A 16,963-nucleotide genomic window follows, 5' to 3' on the forward strand; every position below is an offset into this window, starting at 1 on the left:
ACCCGCTTAGTTGAGACCCTGGACGTTAAGGCCGCGTGAGAAATTCAGCGCGGCCGCCATCCCCGGCGACATTGCGTTCTGCAGCGTCGATTCCAGCGCGATCGACTTATTGATGAGCGCGATCGAGATATTCAGCGTGTTCTTCACCTTCACATCACGCTCGGCATACTTGGAACGCGCCTCGCCGAGTTGCTTGCGCCACGTCTCGGCAGTTGCCTGATCCGCTGGCTGAAAATGGACCTGCGATTGCGTGACCCTGTCGAGCATATTCTCGATCATTGAACTCAGGAGATTGACGGCCACGATCTCCGCGAGGGCATCGGACTCGCTTTCGCTGAAGCTGCCGTGGGCCATGGCCTCGACAGCAAGCAACTTATAGAGCGGCACGGTAGTCAGCGACAAAAGCTGCTGCTCGGCCGACGAAAGTGCAGCATCGGTGCGGATCTTGTCGCGCATCGAGGTGATCATGCCCTTGATGCGCGGTCGCAGCGCCACGTTGGTCGGAATCGACAGGTTCTGCTCAGAAACCTGAAGGCACTTGTCATCATCGGTGCAGGTTAGGATCTTCGCCGTATTCCCGGTCTGCGTACCATCCAGAAGCGCTGTCACCACAGCATCCTCGGCAGGCCCGATATACTGGATCGAGGCCGGATTGCTGCCCTCAGCCTTGTTGACGATGATCGTCCCGACGACGGTCATCAGGTATTCGGAAAACTCGGCGTCGAAAGCGCCGAACTTCTGAGACCGCTTCAGGGCCTCCCAGGTGTAATTGCGCGGCTCTCCCGGAATATGCTCATTCATGGTGGCGTCGCTGTTATTGGCGAGCACAGAGTCGATCTGCCCGTCAGCGCCGCAGCCCTGCCGCGAGCGCGCCCAATCCGAAAATACGCCCTGGCTGTTGCCGACGGCCGCGCAGATTGTCGAGCGCGCGCCCTGCATCTGGGGCCATACAGCTCCGACCAGACCCTGCGCCGCCTCGCACGACGAGATGTTCATCTGGTTCATCTGCTGGGCCGCCTGCTGAAACTCGCCCATGATCTTGCCGATCTCGGGTGAGACGCTGTCGATTGCCAGCTTGAACGCGAAGCCAAGCGCATTGTTGGCCGTGGCCTTGAGCATGGCCACCATTTCGGCAGCGTTGATGAAAGAAAAAGACCCGGTGAACAGGTCGATGCCCCCACATCCCGCACGAGCGCTTGGCAACTGCAGGTTAAAGGGTGACACGCTCTTTTGCGGAAAGCGCGTCCATGCGTTGCCGAGCGAATAGTAACCCGCCGACTGCCCCTGATAGGCGGTCGGACCCGTCACGTTCGCGGCGCCACCAGCATCGTTGAAGAACGAGTTCATCGAGCTGGCGACATCAGCACGCGCGATGCCGATCGGCACCATGCTGGCGGCCCCAAGGCTCAGGGCAGCGGCGGCAAGCCGCCGACGAAAGGCGCGGAAGCGGGAGGAGGGAAGGGCCTTGCCGCAAGGGGAGGGGGAAACGTCGACCATCAGTAGTCACTCCCGACCTTGGTGTTGGTGAGCATGAAGATCCGATCCATGATTTCGTCGGCCGAGAGGATGCCGAAACCGATGGGCACGGTCTTCTTGGTGGCGGTATCGAACAGGACCAGCGCAGGCGTCGCGTTAGGCACGCCCATGCGCTCACGCTGGCCGGAATCGACCACGTAATTCGGGAAGTCCTTGCTCGGGCCACCGTCCGTCGAGACGGCCATCACAGCCAGGCCATGAGAATCCGCGACCGACCGCAGGATAGGCGCGAAGATTTCGCAGGCACCGCAGCTCTGCGCGAAGAAGTAGAACATGCCATAGCGCTGGCCGAGGTGAGAGAGCACCTGGCTGCGATCGGAAGTGCGGTTGTCGGTCCACGCCCGCTTGGCAACCGTCGAGACTGGCCGCTGCAGCGTGTAGTCGATGTCGGGGTTCTGCCACAGGGCGCGCTGCCAGGTGTCGGAGAAGGTGGAGGCGCGATCGAGCTGCTCACGCTGGAAGCGGACATAGGCGATCACGTTTTCCTCGCTAGGCTCGAGGATCGCGCGCGCCTTCAGTTCGTCCAGTTGCTTGGCGATCGCCGCGATCCGCTCACTGGCGGACTGCGCCGGCTCGGCCGTCTTCTGCTCGCTCGGCTTAGGCTTTGGACGCTCGCAATAGAACCACTGGCCCAGCTTACGCTCGCGGCAGTAGAAATCGTCATCGCCTTCGCCTGCCGCGAGCGCATCGTCAGCGGCAAGAGCCGGCACCGGCAGGGCAGGCGCCAGAGCCAGTAGAATGGCGCCAAGGCGGGCAATGCGGCCGCGGCCGCGGATTTCCAGAGCATTACGCTTATAGCTAGTCATCGACAGAGTGCTCCCCATCCAGTTCCTGCATCGCGATGCCCAGGACGGACATCATCCGGGCCACATCGAGCATGCTCGTGCCCTGATCCATCATCCGCACCAGACCGCGCAGATGCGCGCGGCCGTGCCGACGGCCCTCGATCGTTGGTCGGACACCGCCAGTTTTCCTCTCGAGCCATCCACGCCCGATCATCGCGCGAAACCGCTGCTCGATCTCGAAGGCGTCGAAGTGGCAATCGAACCAGTGCCCCAGCGTCGCAGATACCTCGCCGGCAGACGTGACCTTGATGGCGCGATGAACCCGCATGAAGATCGCAAGGTCGAGAACACTCATATCGATCAGGCATGGCACATTCGTCCCAACGCCACCGGCGTCATTGGCTGGTGTGGATGTCATAGTAGTCCTGGATCTTGTCCTGGATTTCGCTCAGCGTGCTGACCTCGTCGGGCAGCTTGGCGGCATCCACGAACTCGGAATAAACCTCGGTGAAGTCCATCACGGACAGATCGAGGCGCGAAAACTCGTCGATGGTGAAGCCCTGACACTGCTCCTTCTTGGGCTTGCCCCACGGCTTGTTGAGCTGGATGCGGCCCTGCTCCTGAAGGATGCGCGAGAGCTTGCTCTCAAAGCAGCAATAGGCCGTGCGCTTGGTCTTGCAGATGCCCAGCACGCTCGATGAGCAATAGGTGCCAACCTTGTGGCAGAAACCCATGCGATCCTTGATGTCGAGCATCTTTTCGTCGGTGGAGCACAGGAACATCGTGAGGAACGGCGTCGCTAGCGCGGCGATCGCGGTCGGCCCACCGGCAATGGCGGCAGCACCGGCGCCGGCGGTCAGAAGGCCCGACGTCTTGCCCGCACAGCAATTGACCAGACCGAAGACTGGCTTGTGGCAGGTGTCGCGTTCACCGGAGAAGACCGTGAAATTCTCCTCGTCGAACTCTTCACCTGCCTGACCCAGCGCATGCAGCGCGACCAGAGCATCCTTGAACTCGGTCGAGGCTTCACGCTCGATCGTCTCGCAATCGCCATTGATGCAGTAGACGTCATTGCCGCAGACATACTGCTTGGGATCGTCGGTTGCCGTGGTCGGCACCGGGCAGCGATAGACCTTCTGGCTGACCTTGCAGGCGCCAGGGGTGTAATCGGGATCGTCCTCGTCATCGATGCACTCGTCGCGAACGTAGCTGCATTCAGGCTTGTCATCGAGTTCCCCGCAGTCGTTGCCCTGCGTGATCTCGTTGCAGGTATAATTCGTCTGCCACGCCCAGCAGGGCTGCGTTACCGGCACGCCGTTGATGATGCGGGTCTGCGGATCACTGTCGGTGCAAACCTCAGCGCTTTGCGCCACGCATTGCGCATTGTTCTCGAGCGCCGTGCAGCCGTTGACCTTGTTTGTCGAAATGACAGGCGCCGCATTGTCGACCCTGAACCAGTGCTGCCCGGTTGTGCGCGAAATCACCGGATATGTTCCGGAGAAGATAGTGTTGCCCTTAACGCTGGCCTGGACCGAACACTCCATCACCTGAAGGAGCTGGTTGCCAAAATCCTTGTTGCAGCTTCCTGCCGCGGTCGACCCATACTCGGCCATCGTGCCGCAGTACGACGCCGTCCCGACCGCCTTGCAGGTTCCCGCGGCGATTTCGTCGGCCATACTGTCCGGGTCAACGTAAGGCCCGATGGTCGACATATGATAGTAGTAGAGGGTCCGGTTCTCGACCGAGACATTCAGCGTCGATGTGCAGGTGCGCGGCACCTCGTCGAGCTTGGACCCATAATTGCAGGTCGCCTCGTAATAGCTGACATTCCCGCCACCGGGAGGCAGCGGGGTGCAGCTTCCCGCCTGTCCGCCCATCTGTTCGCCCTGCAGATAGGTGTCAGGGTTTGCCTCAATCTCGGTCGCGCGCCGCGTTGTATCAAGGATCTCCTGCGCGTCGAACTGCGGCCGCGTATCATTGGCGTCGGTCGTCACCGAAAACGCCTCATTGCTGCTCGCCTGCGCGCCGGCATCAGCCACGAGCTTGTCGGGATCGTCGAAGTAGCTGCTCTGCGGCAGATCGGTCCCCTGATAGCCGGGCACCTGATCGCGCATGGTTTCGCTCGGCACCAATGCGTCATTGGCACGCATGTCCGTTGCGAAGTTCTTCCCGTCCTCCTTGGCCTCCTGCACCGTGCTCTGCGCGAGCACTGCGCCGGCGCCCGCGAACGCGATCGGCAGGATCAGAGAAAGGGCGAAACGGCGCATCTTAGCTGGCCTTGCCCATGTTGCGCAGCGCCACCGAGGCGACGCCGGCACCCGGACCATGCCCATCAACGAAGGACTCGAGCACATAGTTGACCGAGACGTTGCCGGTCATGCGATCGTGCGGCGGCACCACCGTCTTGCAGTTGAGGCCCGCGCACAGATCGAAGTCGGACGATACCGCGATATAAGTCGGCACCGCCTTCACGTCGAAAGCGCGGAAGAGCCGGGGATCGATCCCGACGTTGGAAAGCTGATCCTGCTCCGTAACCACCTTGGAGAGCGCGGTCGTGAACGCCTTCAGGGAGTTGTTGGGGAAACCCCGGAAGACGATGATACCACCGGCCTTCGACGTGTCCGCGATCATCTGGCGGAGCGCCTTGGGCGGCATGGACAGGCTCGCGAAGACGATGAATTGCGGCGCATCACCCTTCTTGGCCGCCACGTTCTGCGAGGCGCCCTGGATGATCTCGTCGAAGTCGAACGGGCCTTCGCCGTTCATCGGCAGATCCGCTTTCGCCAGATCGGTCAGGCTATCGGTGCCCTGTTGCTGGACGGCCAGGGCCTCCTCGCGGAAGGCTTCGCCGCGGCCCTTGACGTGATCGGCAAAGGTCTGGGCATCCTCCTGCATCGCGGCCGCGCGCTTACGCACGGCCTCAAGGTCGAGGCCGTCGATATTCTGGGCGATAGCCTGGATGCCGGCGACCGCCGAAATACCGGCTATGGCGGCAATCACGATGGTTCTGCGTCGCATCGGATATGTCTCCTAGAGCACACAACAGTTACGCTTGCGCCAGACGAGGTAGCCCATGTCCTCGCCCTGGACGGGGTAGGAGCGGCCAGTCTGGGGCGGCAAAGTCGAAGCACCGATCGGCGAACAACCCATCTTCCCGCTCACTGTCGGGATCGGATTGGTCATCTGGATGCGGTACTGCTGTTTCTTGAGCACCGGCATCAGGTACTTGTCGCACATGCCCTTGCTGCCCATCGTGCCCCAAGCGAGGCCCTGACGGTGCATCTTGAAAGCGAAGCGGGAGAGGGCGAGGCGCGATGCCTGCACATGGCCGATCGAGGACGAGATGTTGCCGTTCATCGGGTACATCGAGCCCTGACAACCGGCGCACCAGAACGTCACATCGAGCGGGAGGCGGGCGGTCGCGGCGATGCAGTCACCGGCGCAGGCAGCCTTGGCGATCGGATTGGCGAAGATCACGACCTCGGGATTGATGATCGTGGTCAGCGTGTCGTCCTGCCAGAGCGGGTCGACTTCGGTCATGTAGGCAATGTCGAACGATGCCTGCTCGAAGCAAAGGAAGTCCGTCAGGATCTCCATCCAGTAGAGGAGGGGATAGACGTACCAATGGACGTGCCACTTGGACGTGTTCTGCGCCTGGCCGCCGACCTGCGAAGGGCCCGTGAACTGGCCCTGGCCGATGTCGAAGCCCGGCGCGATCTTCATGCCGCCAAGGTTCACGAAGCACCACGGCTTCACCGAGACGTCAGCGAGGCGAACCGGCTCCCAGAAGCCCGCTGCGATGCCGATGCGCGGAATCGGGCTGCCACAGGCGCAGATCGGAAGGCTGGGATTGTTCGTATCGGGGCGCGTGCTCGGCCAAATGCTCAGGCCACCGATCGAAAGCGGGAACAGGCATGACCAGCAAACATCCGTGATCGGGTTCACGAACTTGCCGGTGCATCGCGACTGCGCCTGCGCCGATGGGGCGAGCATGGCCGAAGCGAAGAACATCGCGAAGATCGCGATGAGGCAGCGCAGCGATTTCATGATGCCGTCTCCTGAGACGTCGCCGCATCAAGCCAGGCCTGATCGGCACGGTTCTTCCGAACCACATAGAAAGCCGTGTAGACGGCCGTCGAAATCAGAAGCGCGGCGATGCCAATCGGCGCGAAACGGCCAATGATTGCCGTCAGCGGCGAGACGAACGCCACGGTCAGGGCGCACAGGATGCACAGCACCTGAAAGGTACGGCGCATGGTCTTGAGCCTCGGCGTCTCTGGCGCTGCCATCGGCGTTCTCAGCAAGTCGAGCCACAGCGGCATCAGCTTGCCCCCTTCAGCTTGATCTCGGAGACCTTGATGACCTTGCCATCCTGCTCGGCCACTGCCGGCGTGTGGCGCACCCCGAACTTGCCGGTCAGGCGGCCCTCCTGGTCGAAGTAGAAGCGGCGCTTGCGCGCGGTCATCTCCTCGATCGGCGAGCCCGACACGAGAATGATCTTGGCCTTCAGGTCGGAATACTGGCTGGTCGCCCATTCCATCTGCGCCTTGTCGTCACCATCGACGAAGACGAGGGCCTGATGCATGGCCACGAAATCCAGCGGGTTCACCGTCTGCCCTGCGCGGGCGACATAGTTGCCCTTCTGGTCCTTCACGTCCTTCTCGATGACGATCGTTGGATCGAAGGCCCAAACCCGCGCCTGCGTTGCCGGCGTGATGCCCGCAACCGGCGTCGGACGACGAACCTTGGCCTCGGCCCGCCGAGCGAACTCGGCATTCATCCGGTCGATGCCGCCAGATGCCTGCAGCTTGGTCAGGCGCTGCTCGATCACCGAGAGAAGATCGGTCTCGATGATCGGGAACGTCTGGCCGACGACGCCGTGATCGCTTGCCTGTCCCGCCGACGAGAACGTCAGGGCACAAAGGAGAATGAGCGAGCCGTTTTCGAAAAGACGCTTCACAGGATCGCCTCCCCGACACCGACGATCTTCTTCGCGCAGGCGTAGCCGATCGCGGCATAACGGCTGTCGAACCCATCCTTGTGCGGCGTTCCGACATAGTAGCAGCCGCGCGGGATAGTGCCGGTAGGGCCCGCAGCAAGCGGCTCTCCGAACCGGGTCAGGGGCTTCATGCGGCCGACAACGCGGCCGTTTACCAGAACCTCTGCCCCGCGGTGCGCCACGGTATCACCCGGCATGCCGTAGACGATCTTGCCGAACATCTGCTTCTTCGCGCCGAAATGACGGATCACCAGCGGATCTGCAGGCGGCACGAAGAAGACGTACTGACCGCGCTGCGGCGTCGCCGTCTTGTGGATCACGAAGGCCCAATTGGGCAGCGATTCAGAGGTGTTGATCAGCAGCCCATGGGTGTCGCGCCAATCGCAGATGGCGGAATAGGCGATGCTGCCGGCGATGAAGAGGCCGAGCGCGCCCCACAGGCGCTTGTTCGGCCGCCAGCCTTTGGGCTTGTCCCCGATCGTCAGACCGTCACTGACCGCCTGCGCCATACGGCCCTCCAAAGCTAGAGGGATCGACCATCGGTGCCGCCGCCGCTGAAGCCTGTTCAGGCATCGGCCCGAATGCCGAGGGGGCAGCAGCAGCCTGCGGCGGCGCCGGCCTTACAGGCACCTGCGGAATGGGCCCTTCCGCTCCGCTCTGCATGACCTCCTCTGCGGAGGCGGGCTTTGGCCGCTTCACGCCCGAGGCATAGACGGCCTTCATCACATGCGGAGTAATGTCCTCGACGCCCTTGGAAAGCACCGCTTCCCCGACAAGGATGACCTGGCCCGATGCACTGCGCCGCTGCAGCTCGCCATCGAGCGAAGCCATGAACCTGCGCATTTCCGCTTCGACTTCCTGGGGCGGACTGGCGCTGCGGGCCTGCGCCTGCACATAGTCACCGACAATGGCCGACAGGTTGGCCTTCACGATCTTCTGCGGCGGCTCCATGATCGCGCGCGTCACCCACATGCCCCAGATCAGCATGACGATGATCGCCAGTCCCACCACCAACTGGCCTGCCGTGTAACCGGCAAAGACCGTCTTACGCGGCTTTGCGACCGCAATCGCCGGGCCAGCAGGAGCAGCTGCAGAAGAGGGGGAGGGCGCAGCTGCAGCTTCGCCAAGAGCCTCGCTCTCTGCCTCCATCGAGTTATTCCAGGTCGGTTCGCTCATGCGCCTTGCTCCAGGCTCAAAGTGTCGCGCGGCACGATCGCGTGCCGGCGAAAAAAGACGATCACACCGGCGACAACGAGGTGCAGCACGGCGACGAGAACTTTGAAATCAGCGATGCGGGTCGCTTCGGCCGCGACGTAGCGGCTCGAGAGATTGGCCAGCTGGTGCATCATGCCATCGAGGCTGAACCCGCCGATCGCGACGAAGAACAGGACGAAGGCGCCCCAGGTCATCAGCAGTGTCACGGCGAGAAAACCGACCGTGTGAAGCAGCACGAACAGAAGGAACCGAAGACCGGCTCCGCCTTCCTGCCGAGCCTTACGTTGCACGCTGATGCTGGCCATGTCGCTTACTCCGCTGCGATGGGAACAGCGTCGTCGCCGCCCCACTTTTCAGGGTTGTTGGGGAATGCGACCCGCTCGATCGCCTCATCCATGGAAACTCCATGACCGAGCAGATCGTGGATCATCGCAAAGGTCTTGGGCGAGGACGAGAAGACAGTCGCGGAATAGGGATCGAGGACGAGCCTACCCGTTGCCTGCATGTCAGGCCCCTTGATGAACACATCCGAATATTCGATGCCGCTACGCTTGAGCGAGCGGACCAGCGCATCGGTGTGATCGTCCATGTCAAAACGGCCGAGCCGCTTGAAGTCGTTGATCGTCTCCTCCTTCTGCGCGAGGATGACCGACCAGTCGCTGTTCTCCAGCGCCGCGCGCGATCCGTCGGACTTGTAGTAGTCGTTGAGGCTCTGGGTGGCCGTCACCAGCGAGGCCCCATACTTGCGGCAGGTACGGGCATAGGCTTCGATGAAATCTGCCATCGAACCGCCCTTGAGCATCTGCCACGCTTCATCGAGCAGCAGGGCTTTCGGGATCGAGCGATCGACACGGCGCATCATCTGCGACGCCATGAACATGATCGCGGTCAGCACCACCGAGCGCAGTTCCTCGCGTGAGGACAGGTCCGACAGTTCGAACACCGTCAGGTTCGCCTTCAGCTCGAAGGAGACATCGCCCTGGAAGAAGCGACCATAGGTGCCGCTGGAAGAAAAGGGGCGCATGGCGATGCCGAGATCAACACCGAGCGGATTCCCGGTCTCGGTCAGCGCTGCGATCACATCGTCGATCGATCCGCCGCGACCTTTCGCACTCCAGACCTCGTTGACCGCTCCGTCGATCAGGCCGCGCTCGGTGTCATTGAGCTTGTCGACGTGCCGGGCCATCTGGTTGACGATGGACTTGAGCATCGCGAAGCAGTCCATGAGGTAGTCCTCATCCTGCTCCGCCATCTCGGCGTCGATCATCGAGAAGGGGTTGATGCAGAACCCCGAGGACATGGTGAACTCGACGAAGGCACCGCCTTGCAGCTTGGCTGAATGCTCAAACGAGCGGCCATCGTCGATTACCACCACCTTGGCGCCGGCACCGCACAGGGCAGAGCACAGTTCCTGCAGCGCCACCGACTTGCCCGAGCCGGACTTGCCGAACACCGCGACGTTGTGGTTGCCCGAATTGTTCTCAAAGGGCGACCAGAAGAAGGGCTGCCCGCGCCGCCCGATCAGCATGAGATGCGGGACTTCGCTACCCAGATATTCCCCCTGGATCGGGGCGAGGCTCGCCGCCGTCGTCGTCAGGATCGAGCGAAATCGTTTCATGTTCTTGAGATCGAACGAGAGCCCATTGGCCATCGTCATCGGCATCGCGGCGAGAAGGCCCTGGATTTGGAGATAGCGATCGTCAAGCAGATCCCATCCGGCTGCCCGGTACACCGATTTCAGAACGCGCTCGTTGGCATCGCCTTTGCCCTTGGGCGAAAAGGACGTGACCGAGTAGAACGCCTGGATCAGCTTGCGGCCCTGCCGAAGCTCATCCTTCACGAACTCCCATTCGCGCGATTGTTCCTTCAGCTGGGGAAGCATGCGCGCCGACTTGGAATCAGCAAGGCTGGTCGTGCGCATGAACTTGCGCGAAGCACGCATGCTCGAGGCTTCTGCGTCAGGGAAATCGAGACACAGGTTCGTCGACACAGGGCAGGGCATGCGCAGCTTGTCAGCAAACATATCGCCGATCAGCTTAGCCATGTCCCACGGCGCCCAGCGCTGCGGTAGGTTGCGCACCGAGAAGGATCGCACGTCGAATACGTCAGGGTAGATTTCCCCGATCTCGGGCGCATCATCGACAGTCTTGCCGGTGGGTCGGAACCGCTCGGTGCGCAGCAGGATGCGATCAGGCTCGATCTTCATCTCCAGATCGTGCCGCACAGCCTGGTCTGCGATCGGATCGAATGGGTTGTAGATGATGTTGTCATCGCCCGGTGCCGTCGTGGGCGAGGTAATATCGTCGATCCACGCAATCAGCGCCTGCGGGTCCATCGGGCGCGCATAAATGCCTATCGATTCCAGCGAGGACGTGAGCCCTTCCAGAACCGAGACGATTTCCTCGTTCGTTACCCGGCTCGATTCCGGCGTAGCATAGGAAATCGCGAGGCGATGATTGCGCAGATGGAAGGGGGCGGCCGACGACAGCGAGTTCCAGACGCCATCGAGCAGGTACTCGGTGCGATGCTTGGCCATACGCTCGTAAACGCTGCCAGCCATGAACCGGGGCAGATACCATTGCGACAGGCGCGTACCGACACGCGGGCTCATCCAGCCATGGAACTGGAGCGTTCCCGGCGTCGGGATGCCTTCAGACAGAAACTGCGTCAGAATTTCCGAGGTGCGCTCGTTCGCCCCCATCATCGGTGTCGCCTCGAGGACGAAACCCCGCGACGCGCTGTTGTAGAACAGATGTGTCTTCGGATCATAGCTGCGATAGGGCAGCCAGTGGACGAGGCGGGGGACGGTTGTATCGGGCCGGTTGGTTTCAGGCTTGGCGTTGTCACCAAGCAGCGTGCCCATGATCTTGCTGAACATATTCATGGCTGCACTCCCGGAAACGAGCCAGCGCGCATCACTGGCAGCGGACTGGCATCCTTCGCGGCCGCCTTGGCTTCAGGCGCAGCCCGGCCAAGCGCCGAGCGGATCGCCGGATCAGCCTCAACAGCGGCAATCGCGGCCTTGCCCTTCGCGGTCGCATGCTGGGGCACCGAGATCATCGGTCCAGCAGCCACACCATCGGCGCCCGCGCCGCCTTTGACGACGGGAGCAGAAGACGCGGATGTGAGGGGGGTGGCAGGCGCCTGCGCGACAGGCTTGGGCTCGGTCTGGCGCTGGGGTTGAGGTAGGGGGGTAGGGGAGGGCGTGGAAGCCGCAACCGGCTTTGCGGTCGCCGGCTTCGCTGCCCTTGGCCTGCGCGGCGAGGTCAGGGTACGCGAGACCTGATCCTTGATGTCTCCGACCGGATCGGGCGACTGAACTTCGCCGCCATTACCAGCAGCCCGTGCCATGGCGACGGCTTCCGGCGTCGGCAGATCAGGATCTACCGCCAGCGTCTCGATCATCGGCGGTTCTGCGCGCTCGACAGCAGCGAGGAGGGTATCACGCCCTGCAGACGCCGCCACTTCATCGGGCGTTTGCGCTACGGCATTACCGGCCAGGGCCTCGGTCCACTCGCCCCGCTCGACGACCGCATGAACCGCCGACTGTTCATGAAGCCTGCCTGAAGCGTCGATCTGCGCCGGAAAGACGATGCGAAGCACCCGCTCGCGCGTGCGTACCGGCGAGCTGGCCTTCTGGTAGCCACGCCCTTCCGCTGGCGGTTCCACATAGGGACCGGCAGGCGCGATTATGCGATCGCCTTCCTCGCCCGAGATCATGGCGAGAGCGCGATCGTCGATGTTACCGCTTGGCGCGCAGATCCCGTCCGGCGCGCGACATGCGAAATCGCCCTTCACATTGCCGCCCAGCGACATGCACCCTGAGAGGCTGGCGCTGGCCAGCAGCACGCCGGCAAGGCCGATGCGCCCCCGGATCACGACTGGCCTCCCTTGAGCCAGTTCTCAAGGAACTCCTTGGGCCTGTAACCCTCGAGCACGCTGCCATCGTCGCGAACGATGACGGGCGTACCGCCCAGACCATGCTTGCGGGCAAACGCCTCGTTGGCATCCAGACCCTTGGTGTTGCAGGGGCCGGTGCCCTTGATGTCCTGCCCGGAATAGGCGGCATGAAGCGCCTTGGCCTTGTCCTTCGCGCAGTAGACCTTGTCGGCAATGTCGCGGCTCCCCAGAACCGAGATCGGCCGCTCGACGACGCGCACGTTCATCGAGGAGAGCGTGTTGCTCAAGGCACGGCAGTAGCTGCAGCGAAAATCGCTGAATACCGTGACCGTCTTGCCCGACGAATTGCCCCAGACGATCGCGCCCTCCTTGGGCAGTTCGCCAAGCGGGAGCTTCTGGAGAGGGGCCGCAGCGGCGGCTTTGGCGGCTGCAGCGGGCCGTGCTGCAAGCGCGGGCTCATTGTCCTCGGCGCCAGCAGCATTGGCCTTGGCCGATGCTCCCAGCAACATATCCGGGTTCATCTCGAGCAGGCGGGTTGCCGTCAGATCCTGGCGCGTCTCCATGTCATAGACGCGGCCGATCACCAGATAGCGCGCGGTGCGGTCGATGTAGAACAGGTTGCTGCCGGCAGTGACTTCGCACAGGCCATCGACCTTGTCGCAATTGACGCTCGTGACCTTGGTCTTGGGAAGGCGCGCTTTCAGCAATTCGGCCACGCTTTTGCTCGGCGGCGCGATGTAATCACGCGCATAGGCCAGCGTGGCGATCCCACCTCCAACAAAAGCGAGCCCGCAGGTGACATAGAGGAATGCGCTACGCATCCACGGGCGCTTCAGCTCGGTGTCCAGGTCAGGAACGACGCTTTGGGCACTGCCATCATGATGTTCAGTTGCGGACATAGACACCCTCCAGGAAGACGATTTCGACATCGACGCCGGTCGGCATTTCGATGACAGGCTGGTACTGTTCGGCACGCTCGATCAGGTACTTGCTGACCATGTCGCCGGTCTGCGAGACGCCCTCGCCAAGGCCGCCTTTCGCGATGTCGCCCATCGACAAATCCTGGCGCTTGCCATCGACGATGACGTTGGGCTGCGTCAGGGCGTTGTTGGAGTTGGCCGCAAAGCCGCGACCGAAGCCGCCGACGAGACCGGCAATGAACGCCTGGCTGACAAGGCTGCCCTCGCGGCTGACGACACGGCCACGAACACCCGTCTTGCCGCCGAAGGCGATGAAGCCCTTGACCTCGGAGACGGCGTAGCGACCGCCCGGCTGCGGGCAGGTCATCTTCTGCAGCTTGACGTAAACCTTCTCGCTCGACAACTCGCCCCGCGCAGCGCCGTTGATGAGGCAACCCTGAATCTTCGTCGTCAGGAGCTTGCCATTCTGCAGCACCGACCGCGCAGGGCCGGTAACGCGCAGGACAACCGGAAGCGGATCGGTCTGGCTCTGCACGCCTGCGGCGGCATCGACGCCGACAATCACCTTGGCCGTCGCGAAGCTGTTGGGCGGCAGATAGTTCGGGCTATCGGTGTAGACCGTGTTGCCCTTCTCGACCTTCTTGGCGTTGCCCGTGTCGGCGTTGGTGAAGGACACCATTTTGACTTCGCTGGACCGGACGGGGGGCACATCCGGCCCAGCGCCGCCACCAGCGTCAGGACGCTGATAGGTAGGGGAGCCCGGGCCGTAGAGAGCGGCGGGACCGGGCTGCGGCGCCACTGGCGTCGCCCGCTCATTGATCTGACGGCGCAGCTGCTCATTCTCGGTCTGGTAGGCGCTGACGACGCGCTGGCCATCAGCGGTCATCGACTGGTTCTGCGCGCGTAGCGCCTCGATCTGCTCGGAGAGTTGCGCGACCTTGGCGTTGGTGCCCCCGACCGACTTGAGCTGGTTCTCCTGGCTCTGGAAGCGGTTCTCCGACTGCGCCATCCACTCCTGCTCGGAAAGGTTGCGGTTGATCAGATCCTTGGTCGAAACCTGGACGTCCTCGATCTTGTCGTCGGCCTGTCCTGCGACCTTCCCGTTGTCCGAGAAGATCCACATGCTGGCCGCGACGACGCCGACCAGCGCAACACCGCTCAGAAGCATGCGCTGCTTGCGGCGCGTCTCGGTGTTGCCGTCGAGCTCATTGCCGACAGGCAAAACGCCCTCACCGCCCTCGGGGCCATCGAGCGATTTACGCGAGCGCGAGAAGATACCCTTCAAGTCCATGGCTCAGTTCCCGGTGCGAGAGACAAGGTACGCGGTCGTGACCTTGCCGGGCGCAAGGCGCGGCTCGGCGATCGAAACCGCTAGCGAGGAAGCCGGCGCGACGCTGGCCTCGGTAAGGGTCGTTTCCTGCGCGCCCTTGTTCTCGATCCGCAGGACGCGGCCCGTCATTTCCGAGCCGCGATATTCCGCGATCATCTGGACCTTGAGGTCGCCCACGTAGACGGGGCGCAGTGAGCGCTGACGCATCTCGTAGCCGTCGACGATCTGACCACCGTACATCGCCTGCACCAACTCAATCGCCCGATCCTGCGAACTGGCTTGCTGGACGCCCCGTGGCCCGGCCTCGGCGGCATCGGCCTTGGCGATCGCCGGGTTCGAGATGAAAACCTGCACCGCCTGGTCGCCTGCGATCCGGCAGATGAACTTGTAGACGTAGCCGCGCTTGGAGGTCGCGAAGAACGACAGGGCAGGGCGGGCGAAGCCGTCTGGCACCGACAGGTAGATGTCACCGCGCACCGGCTCGTTGACCACGCTGAAGTCGTCTGCCGGATTGCCGGTGTTGATCTTCGAGACCGACGCGAACTCGTCTTCGACAAGGCTGATCCGGGTGAGGTCGCGCGCCGAGGCGCTGCATTCGACCTGGCTGCCGTCCGAGGCCATCAGTGTCTGGTCGCCCAGCGCCAAGGCAGGCGCCGAAATACCCATTGCCGATGCAGCAATGAGCAACGCGCCCGTCGTGCGGGTCACAATGCACATGCGCGAACACAGCGCGGCGCCGGCGATGGCCGAGCCGATCAGGTATTGGGTGGGTGTCATGACAGCCCGCCTTTCTTCTTTTCAGGCTGGACCATCCCGAAGCCGATCAGCTTCAGGGAGAGCCCCGAATATTCCCAGCTGAACTGGAAGGTGCGAATGTCGCTGGAGACAACCTTTTGGCCGACCACCGTGTTGAGCTTGCCGGTGACGGTCGATCGCAGGTTCGCGGTATCGATCTCCATCGACTGGATCTGGAAATACTGCGAGATGCTCGAGCCGCGCTGTTCGTTGACGATCTCCAGCAGGTCCGCCTTGATCTTGCCCTGCGCGCGCGGCGAAACGATCTCGAGCACCGACTTCATCCAGTAATCCAGACTGCCCGGCGAGCGATCCAGCGTCAGGATTGCGGTGTCGCGGGTCATCAGCTCCAGATACTCGCGCGAGACGCCCGCACTCGACAGCGTCAGCGGCGAGCGCAGGACGGGCTGGAGCACGATCTCGCGGCTGCGCGTGACTGAGAAGAGGAGCAGCAGGGCGACGATGCCTGCAAGAACGAGCGCAGTGACCCCGAGCATATTACGCTGGCGCAGGATGCGTTGGCTCTGCGCGTGCTGATACGAAAATTCCATGTCAGCCCACCATCAGTCGGAGGTAGGAAGGCGGCGTGGCGCGCAGCGACGGGAACCCGCCCGGCAGATGCCAGTACGCAAGATGGATCAACCACGAAGTGGCCCGGCCCGCCTTGGCTTTACGCAAAGCCCACCAGCCCAGGAAGGCAAAGCCAATCCCGATGACGATGTGTTGGGACAGGATTCCCCAGATAAACGGGAGAACCATCGCGAGGAACTCATCAAGCGTCCAGAAGCCGATCAACTCGGGATCATCGAGATGAGAGGGGATCACATACTTGTCGGCTGCCATGCCACGCCACCTTCCAAAAGGTGCCGGCGAAGCTGCTACTTCGCCGGCAGTCGGGTCAGATCGTGGCGGTGACGGTCGAGGTGACGATCGGGATGCCGGTGCCGGCGCCGACGCCGACGCCGACCGGGATCGCGACCTGGCCGAGGCTGAAACGGCCCGAAGCAAGACCGACGATACCGCCCGCAAGCGAGAGCACCGTGATGATCTTGCCGCCCGAACCTTCGAGGAAGCCGGTGAACTGAGTCAGCGCGGTGTCGAAGGTGGTGTCGGCGCCGGCGAATGCCGGGCCGGCGAAAGCAACGGCAGCAGCGGCGAGGCCGATGACTGCAGCTGCGGTGGCTTCACGGCTCACGCCGCGGTTGAGCAGGGTCTTCATATAAGAGTCTCCTTCAATCGAGCGCATTTCAGCGCGCCCAAGAGAAGGCTGGCGAACACCTCACCGCACCGACAAGCCGGAAAAGCAGGAACATGCTTGGGGACTGGACGTTCTTTTCCGACAAGGCCGAAATGACCCTCCGAATCGCCCCCCTGGTCCCATATCGGGGACTGCTGTCCTGCTACCGGGACCGCTGTCCCCCATTCAGGACGGCTGTCCTGCTACCGGGACCACGGTCCCAACTCCGGGACCACGGTCCTGCTA

The 16,963-nt window shown here is 62.8% G+C and carries 19 protein-coding genes; all 19 read right to left on the reverse strand.

The window, feature by feature from the left end; translation table 11 throughout:
- Nucleotides 1-6: 6 nt before the first annotated feature.
- Genes ATN00_RS21155 through ATN00_RS21245 form a run of 19 tightly spaced genes read right to left on the reverse strand, consistent with a single transcriptional unit; the run spans nucleotide 7 to nucleotide 16,699 of the window.
- A complete protein-coding gene (locus ATN00_RS21155) occupies nucleotides 7-1,497 on the reverse strand; it encodes a conjugal transfer protein TraH (protein ID WP_373562037.1) in 1,491 nt (496 codons plus the stop codon).
- Nucleotides 1,497-2,360, reverse strand: a complete 864-nt coding sequence (locus ATN00_RS21160) for a conjugal transfer protein TraF (protein WP_420496701.1) — start codon at nucleotides 2,358-2,360, stop codon at nucleotides 1,497-1,499. Before ATN00_RS21160 ends, ATN00_RS21155 begins: the two co-directional genes overlap by 1 nt.
- Nucleotides 2,335-2,739: a hypothetical protein gene (locus ATN00_RS21165; RefSeq protein ID WP_062069327.1), complete on the reverse strand. Its 405-nt coding sequence runs from the start codon at nucleotides 2,737-2,739 to the stop codon at nucleotides 2,335-2,337. Before ATN00_RS21165 ends, ATN00_RS21160 begins: the two co-directional genes overlap by 26 nt.
- A complete protein-coding gene (locus tag ATN00_RS21170; RefSeq protein WP_062069330.1) occupies nucleotides 2,717-4,588 on the reverse strand; it encodes a conjugal transfer protein TraN in 1,872 nt (623 codons plus the stop codon). The genes ATN00_RS21165 and ATN00_RS21170 overlap by 23 nt, the downstream gene beginning before the upstream one ends.
- A 1-nt stretch (nucleotide 4,589) precedes the next feature.
- Complete coding sequence (trbC, locus tag ATN00_RS21175) at nucleotides 4,590-5,339, reverse strand: type-F conjugative transfer system pilin assembly protein TrbC (RefSeq protein ID WP_062069333.1); 750 nt, start codon at nucleotides 5,337-5,339, stop codon at nucleotides 4,590-4,592.
- 12 nt (nucleotides 5,340-5,351) lie between these two features.
- Nucleotides 5,352-6,368 carry a conjugal transfer pilus assembly protein TraU gene (gene traU, locus ATN00_RS21180; RefSeq protein WP_062069336.1) on the reverse strand — a complete coding sequence of 339 codons (1,017 nt, stop codon included), beginning with the start codon at nucleotides 6,366-6,368 and terminating at the stop codon, nucleotides 5,352-5,354.
- Nucleotides 6,365-6,643, reverse strand: coding sequence for a hypothetical protein (locus ATN00_RS21185; protein WP_062069339.1), 279 nt, complete (start codon nucleotides 6,641-6,643; stop codon nucleotides 6,365-6,367). Before ATN00_RS21185 ends, traU begins: the two co-directional genes overlap by 4 nt.
- Complete coding sequence (gene traW / locus ATN00_RS21190) at nucleotides 6,643-7,281, reverse strand: type-F conjugative transfer system protein TraW (protein ID WP_062069342.1); 639 nt, start codon at nucleotides 7,279-7,281, stop codon at nucleotides 6,643-6,645. The genes ATN00_RS21185 and traW overlap by 1 nt, the downstream gene beginning before the upstream one ends.
- Nucleotides 7,278-7,829 (reverse strand): S26 family signal peptidase, encoded by a 552-nt coding sequence (locus ATN00_RS21195; RefSeq protein ID WP_062069346.1) that lies wholly within the window; start codon nucleotides 7,827-7,829, stop codon nucleotides 7,278-7,280. Before ATN00_RS21195 ends, traW begins: the two co-directional genes overlap by 4 nt.
- Nucleotides 7,810-8,496 (reverse strand): type-F conjugative transfer system protein TrbI, encoded by a 687-nt coding sequence (locus ATN00_RS21200; protein ID WP_231746502.1) that lies wholly within the window; start codon nucleotides 8,494-8,496, stop codon nucleotides 7,810-7,812. Before ATN00_RS21200 ends, ATN00_RS21195 begins: the two co-directional genes overlap by 20 nt.
- Nucleotides 8,493-8,840, reverse strand: a complete 348-nt coding sequence (locus ATN00_RS21205) for a hypothetical protein (RefSeq protein ID WP_062069349.1) — start codon at nucleotides 8,838-8,840, stop codon at nucleotides 8,493-8,495. The genes ATN00_RS21200 and ATN00_RS21205 overlap by 4 nt, the downstream gene beginning before the upstream one ends.
- Before the next feature lie 5 nt (nucleotides 8,841-8,845).
- A complete protein-coding gene (traC, locus tag ATN00_RS21210) occupies nucleotides 8,846-11,398 on the reverse strand; it encodes a type IV secretion system protein TraC (protein WP_373562038.1) in 2,553 nt (850 codons plus the stop codon).
- Nucleotides 11,399-11,415: 17 nt separating this feature from the next.
- A complete protein-coding gene (locus ATN00_RS21215) occupies nucleotides 11,416-12,414 on the reverse strand; it encodes a TraV family lipoprotein (protein ID WP_062069355.1) in 999 nt (332 codons plus the stop codon).
- A complete protein-coding gene (locus tag ATN00_RS21220; RefSeq protein ID WP_062069358.1) occupies nucleotides 12,411-13,334 on the reverse strand; it encodes a DsbC family protein in 924 nt (307 codons plus the stop codon). Before ATN00_RS21220 ends, ATN00_RS21215 begins: the two co-directional genes overlap by 4 nt.
- Complete coding sequence (locus ATN00_RS21225) at nucleotides 13,321-14,646, reverse strand: TraB/VirB10 family protein (RefSeq protein WP_062069361.1); 1,326 nt, start codon at nucleotides 14,644-14,646, stop codon at nucleotides 13,321-13,323. The genes ATN00_RS21220 and ATN00_RS21225 overlap by 14 nt, the downstream gene beginning before the upstream one ends.
- Before the next feature lie 3 nt (nucleotides 14,647-14,649).
- On the reverse strand, nucleotides 14,650-15,462 hold the full coding sequence (locus ATN00_RS21230) for a type-F conjugative transfer system secretin TraK (RefSeq protein WP_062069364.1): 813 nt from the start codon (nucleotides 15,460-15,462) through the stop codon (nucleotides 14,650-14,652).
- The gene (locus tag ATN00_RS21235) at nucleotides 15,459-16,031 is read right to left on the reverse strand and encodes a type IV conjugative transfer system protein TraE (RefSeq protein ID WP_062069367.1); all 573 of its coding nucleotides are present in this window, start codon (nucleotides 16,029-16,031) and stop codon (nucleotides 15,459-15,461) included. Before ATN00_RS21235 ends, ATN00_RS21230 begins: the two co-directional genes overlap by 4 nt.
- Nucleotide 16,032: 1 nt before the next feature.
- Nucleotides 16,033-16,323 carry a type IV conjugative transfer system protein TraL gene (gene traL, locus ATN00_RS21240; protein ID WP_008831575.1) on the reverse strand — a complete coding sequence of 97 codons (291 nt, stop codon included), beginning with the start codon at nucleotides 16,321-16,323 and terminating at the stop codon, nucleotides 16,033-16,035.
- Nucleotides 16,324-16,378: 55 nt separating this feature from the next.
- Nucleotides 16,379-16,699, reverse strand: a complete 321-nt coding sequence (locus tag ATN00_RS21245) for a hypothetical protein (RefSeq protein WP_008831576.1) — start codon at nucleotides 16,697-16,699, stop codon at nucleotides 16,379-16,381.
- Nucleotides 16,700-16,963: the final 264 nt, after the last annotated feature.

It is taken from the genome of Sphingobium baderi, from assembly GCF_001456115.1.
GTDB lineage: Bacteria > Pseudomonadota > Alphaproteobacteria > Sphingomonadales > Sphingomonadaceae > Sphingobium > Sphingobium baderi_A.

Coding starts and splice junctions, on each gene's coding strand:
- ATN00_RS21155 (WP_373562037.1), bottom strand. CDS start 1,497: ATGGTCGACGTTTCCCCCTCCCCTTGCGGCAAGGCCCTTCCCTCCTCC.
- ATN00_RS21160 (WP_420496701.1), bottom strand. CDS start 2,360: ATGGGGAGCACTCTGTCGATGACTAGCTATAAGCGTAATGCTCTGGAA.
- ATN00_RS21165 (WP_062069327.1), bottom strand. CDS start 2,739: ATGACATCCACACCAGCCAATGACGCCGGTGGCGTTGGGACGAATGTG.
- ATN00_RS21170 (WP_062069330.1), bottom strand. CDS start 4,588: ATGCGCCGTTTCGCCCTTTCTCTGATCCTGCCGATCGCGTTCGCGGGC.
- trbC (WP_062069333.1), bottom strand. CDS start 5,339: ATGCGACGCAGAACCATCGTGATTGCCGCCATAGCCGGTATTTCGGCG.
- traU (WP_062069336.1), bottom strand. CDS start 6,368: ATGAAATCGCTGCGCTGCCTCATCGCGATCTTCGCGATGTTCTTCGCT.
- ATN00_RS21185 (WP_062069339.1), bottom strand. CDS start 6,643: ATGCCGCTGTGGCTCGACTTGCTGAGAACGCCGATGGCAGCGCCAGAG.
- ATN00_RS21195 (WP_062069346.1), bottom strand. CDS start 7,829: ATGGCGCAGGCGGTCAGTGACGGTCTGACGATCGGGGACAAGCCCAAA.
- ATN00_RS21200 (WP_231746502.1), bottom strand. CDS start 8,496: ATGAGCGAACCGACCTGGAATAACTCGATGGAGGCAGAGAGCGAGGCT.
- ATN00_RS21205 (WP_062069349.1), bottom strand. CDS start 8,840: ATGGCCAGCATCAGCGTGCAACGTAAGGCTCGGCAGGAAGGCGGAGCC.
- traC (WP_373562038.1), bottom strand. CDS start 11,398: ATGGGCACGCTGCTTGGTGACAACGCCAAGCCTGAAACCAACCGGCCC.
- ATN00_RS21220 (WP_062069358.1), bottom strand. CDS start 13,334: ATGTCCGCAACTGAACATCATGATGGCAGTGCCCAAAGCGTCGTTCCT.
- ATN00_RS21225 (WP_062069361.1), bottom strand. CDS start 14,646: ATGGACTTGAAGGGTATCTTCTCGCGCTCGCGTAAATCGCTCGATGGC.
- ATN00_RS21230 (WP_062069364.1), bottom strand. CDS start 15,462: ATGACACCCACCCAATACCTGATCGGCTCGGCCATCGCCGGCGCCGCG.
- ATN00_RS21235 (WP_062069367.1), bottom strand. CDS start 16,031: ATGGAATTTTCGTATCAGCACGCGCAGAGCCAACGCATCCTGCGCCAG.
- traL (WP_008831575.1), bottom strand. CDS start 16,323: ATGGCAGCCGACAAGTATGTGATCCCCTCTCATCTCGATGATCCCGAG.
- ATN00_RS21245 (WP_008831576.1), bottom strand. CDS start 16,699: ATGAAGACCCTGCTCAACCGCGGCGTGAGCCGTGAAGCCACCGCAGCT.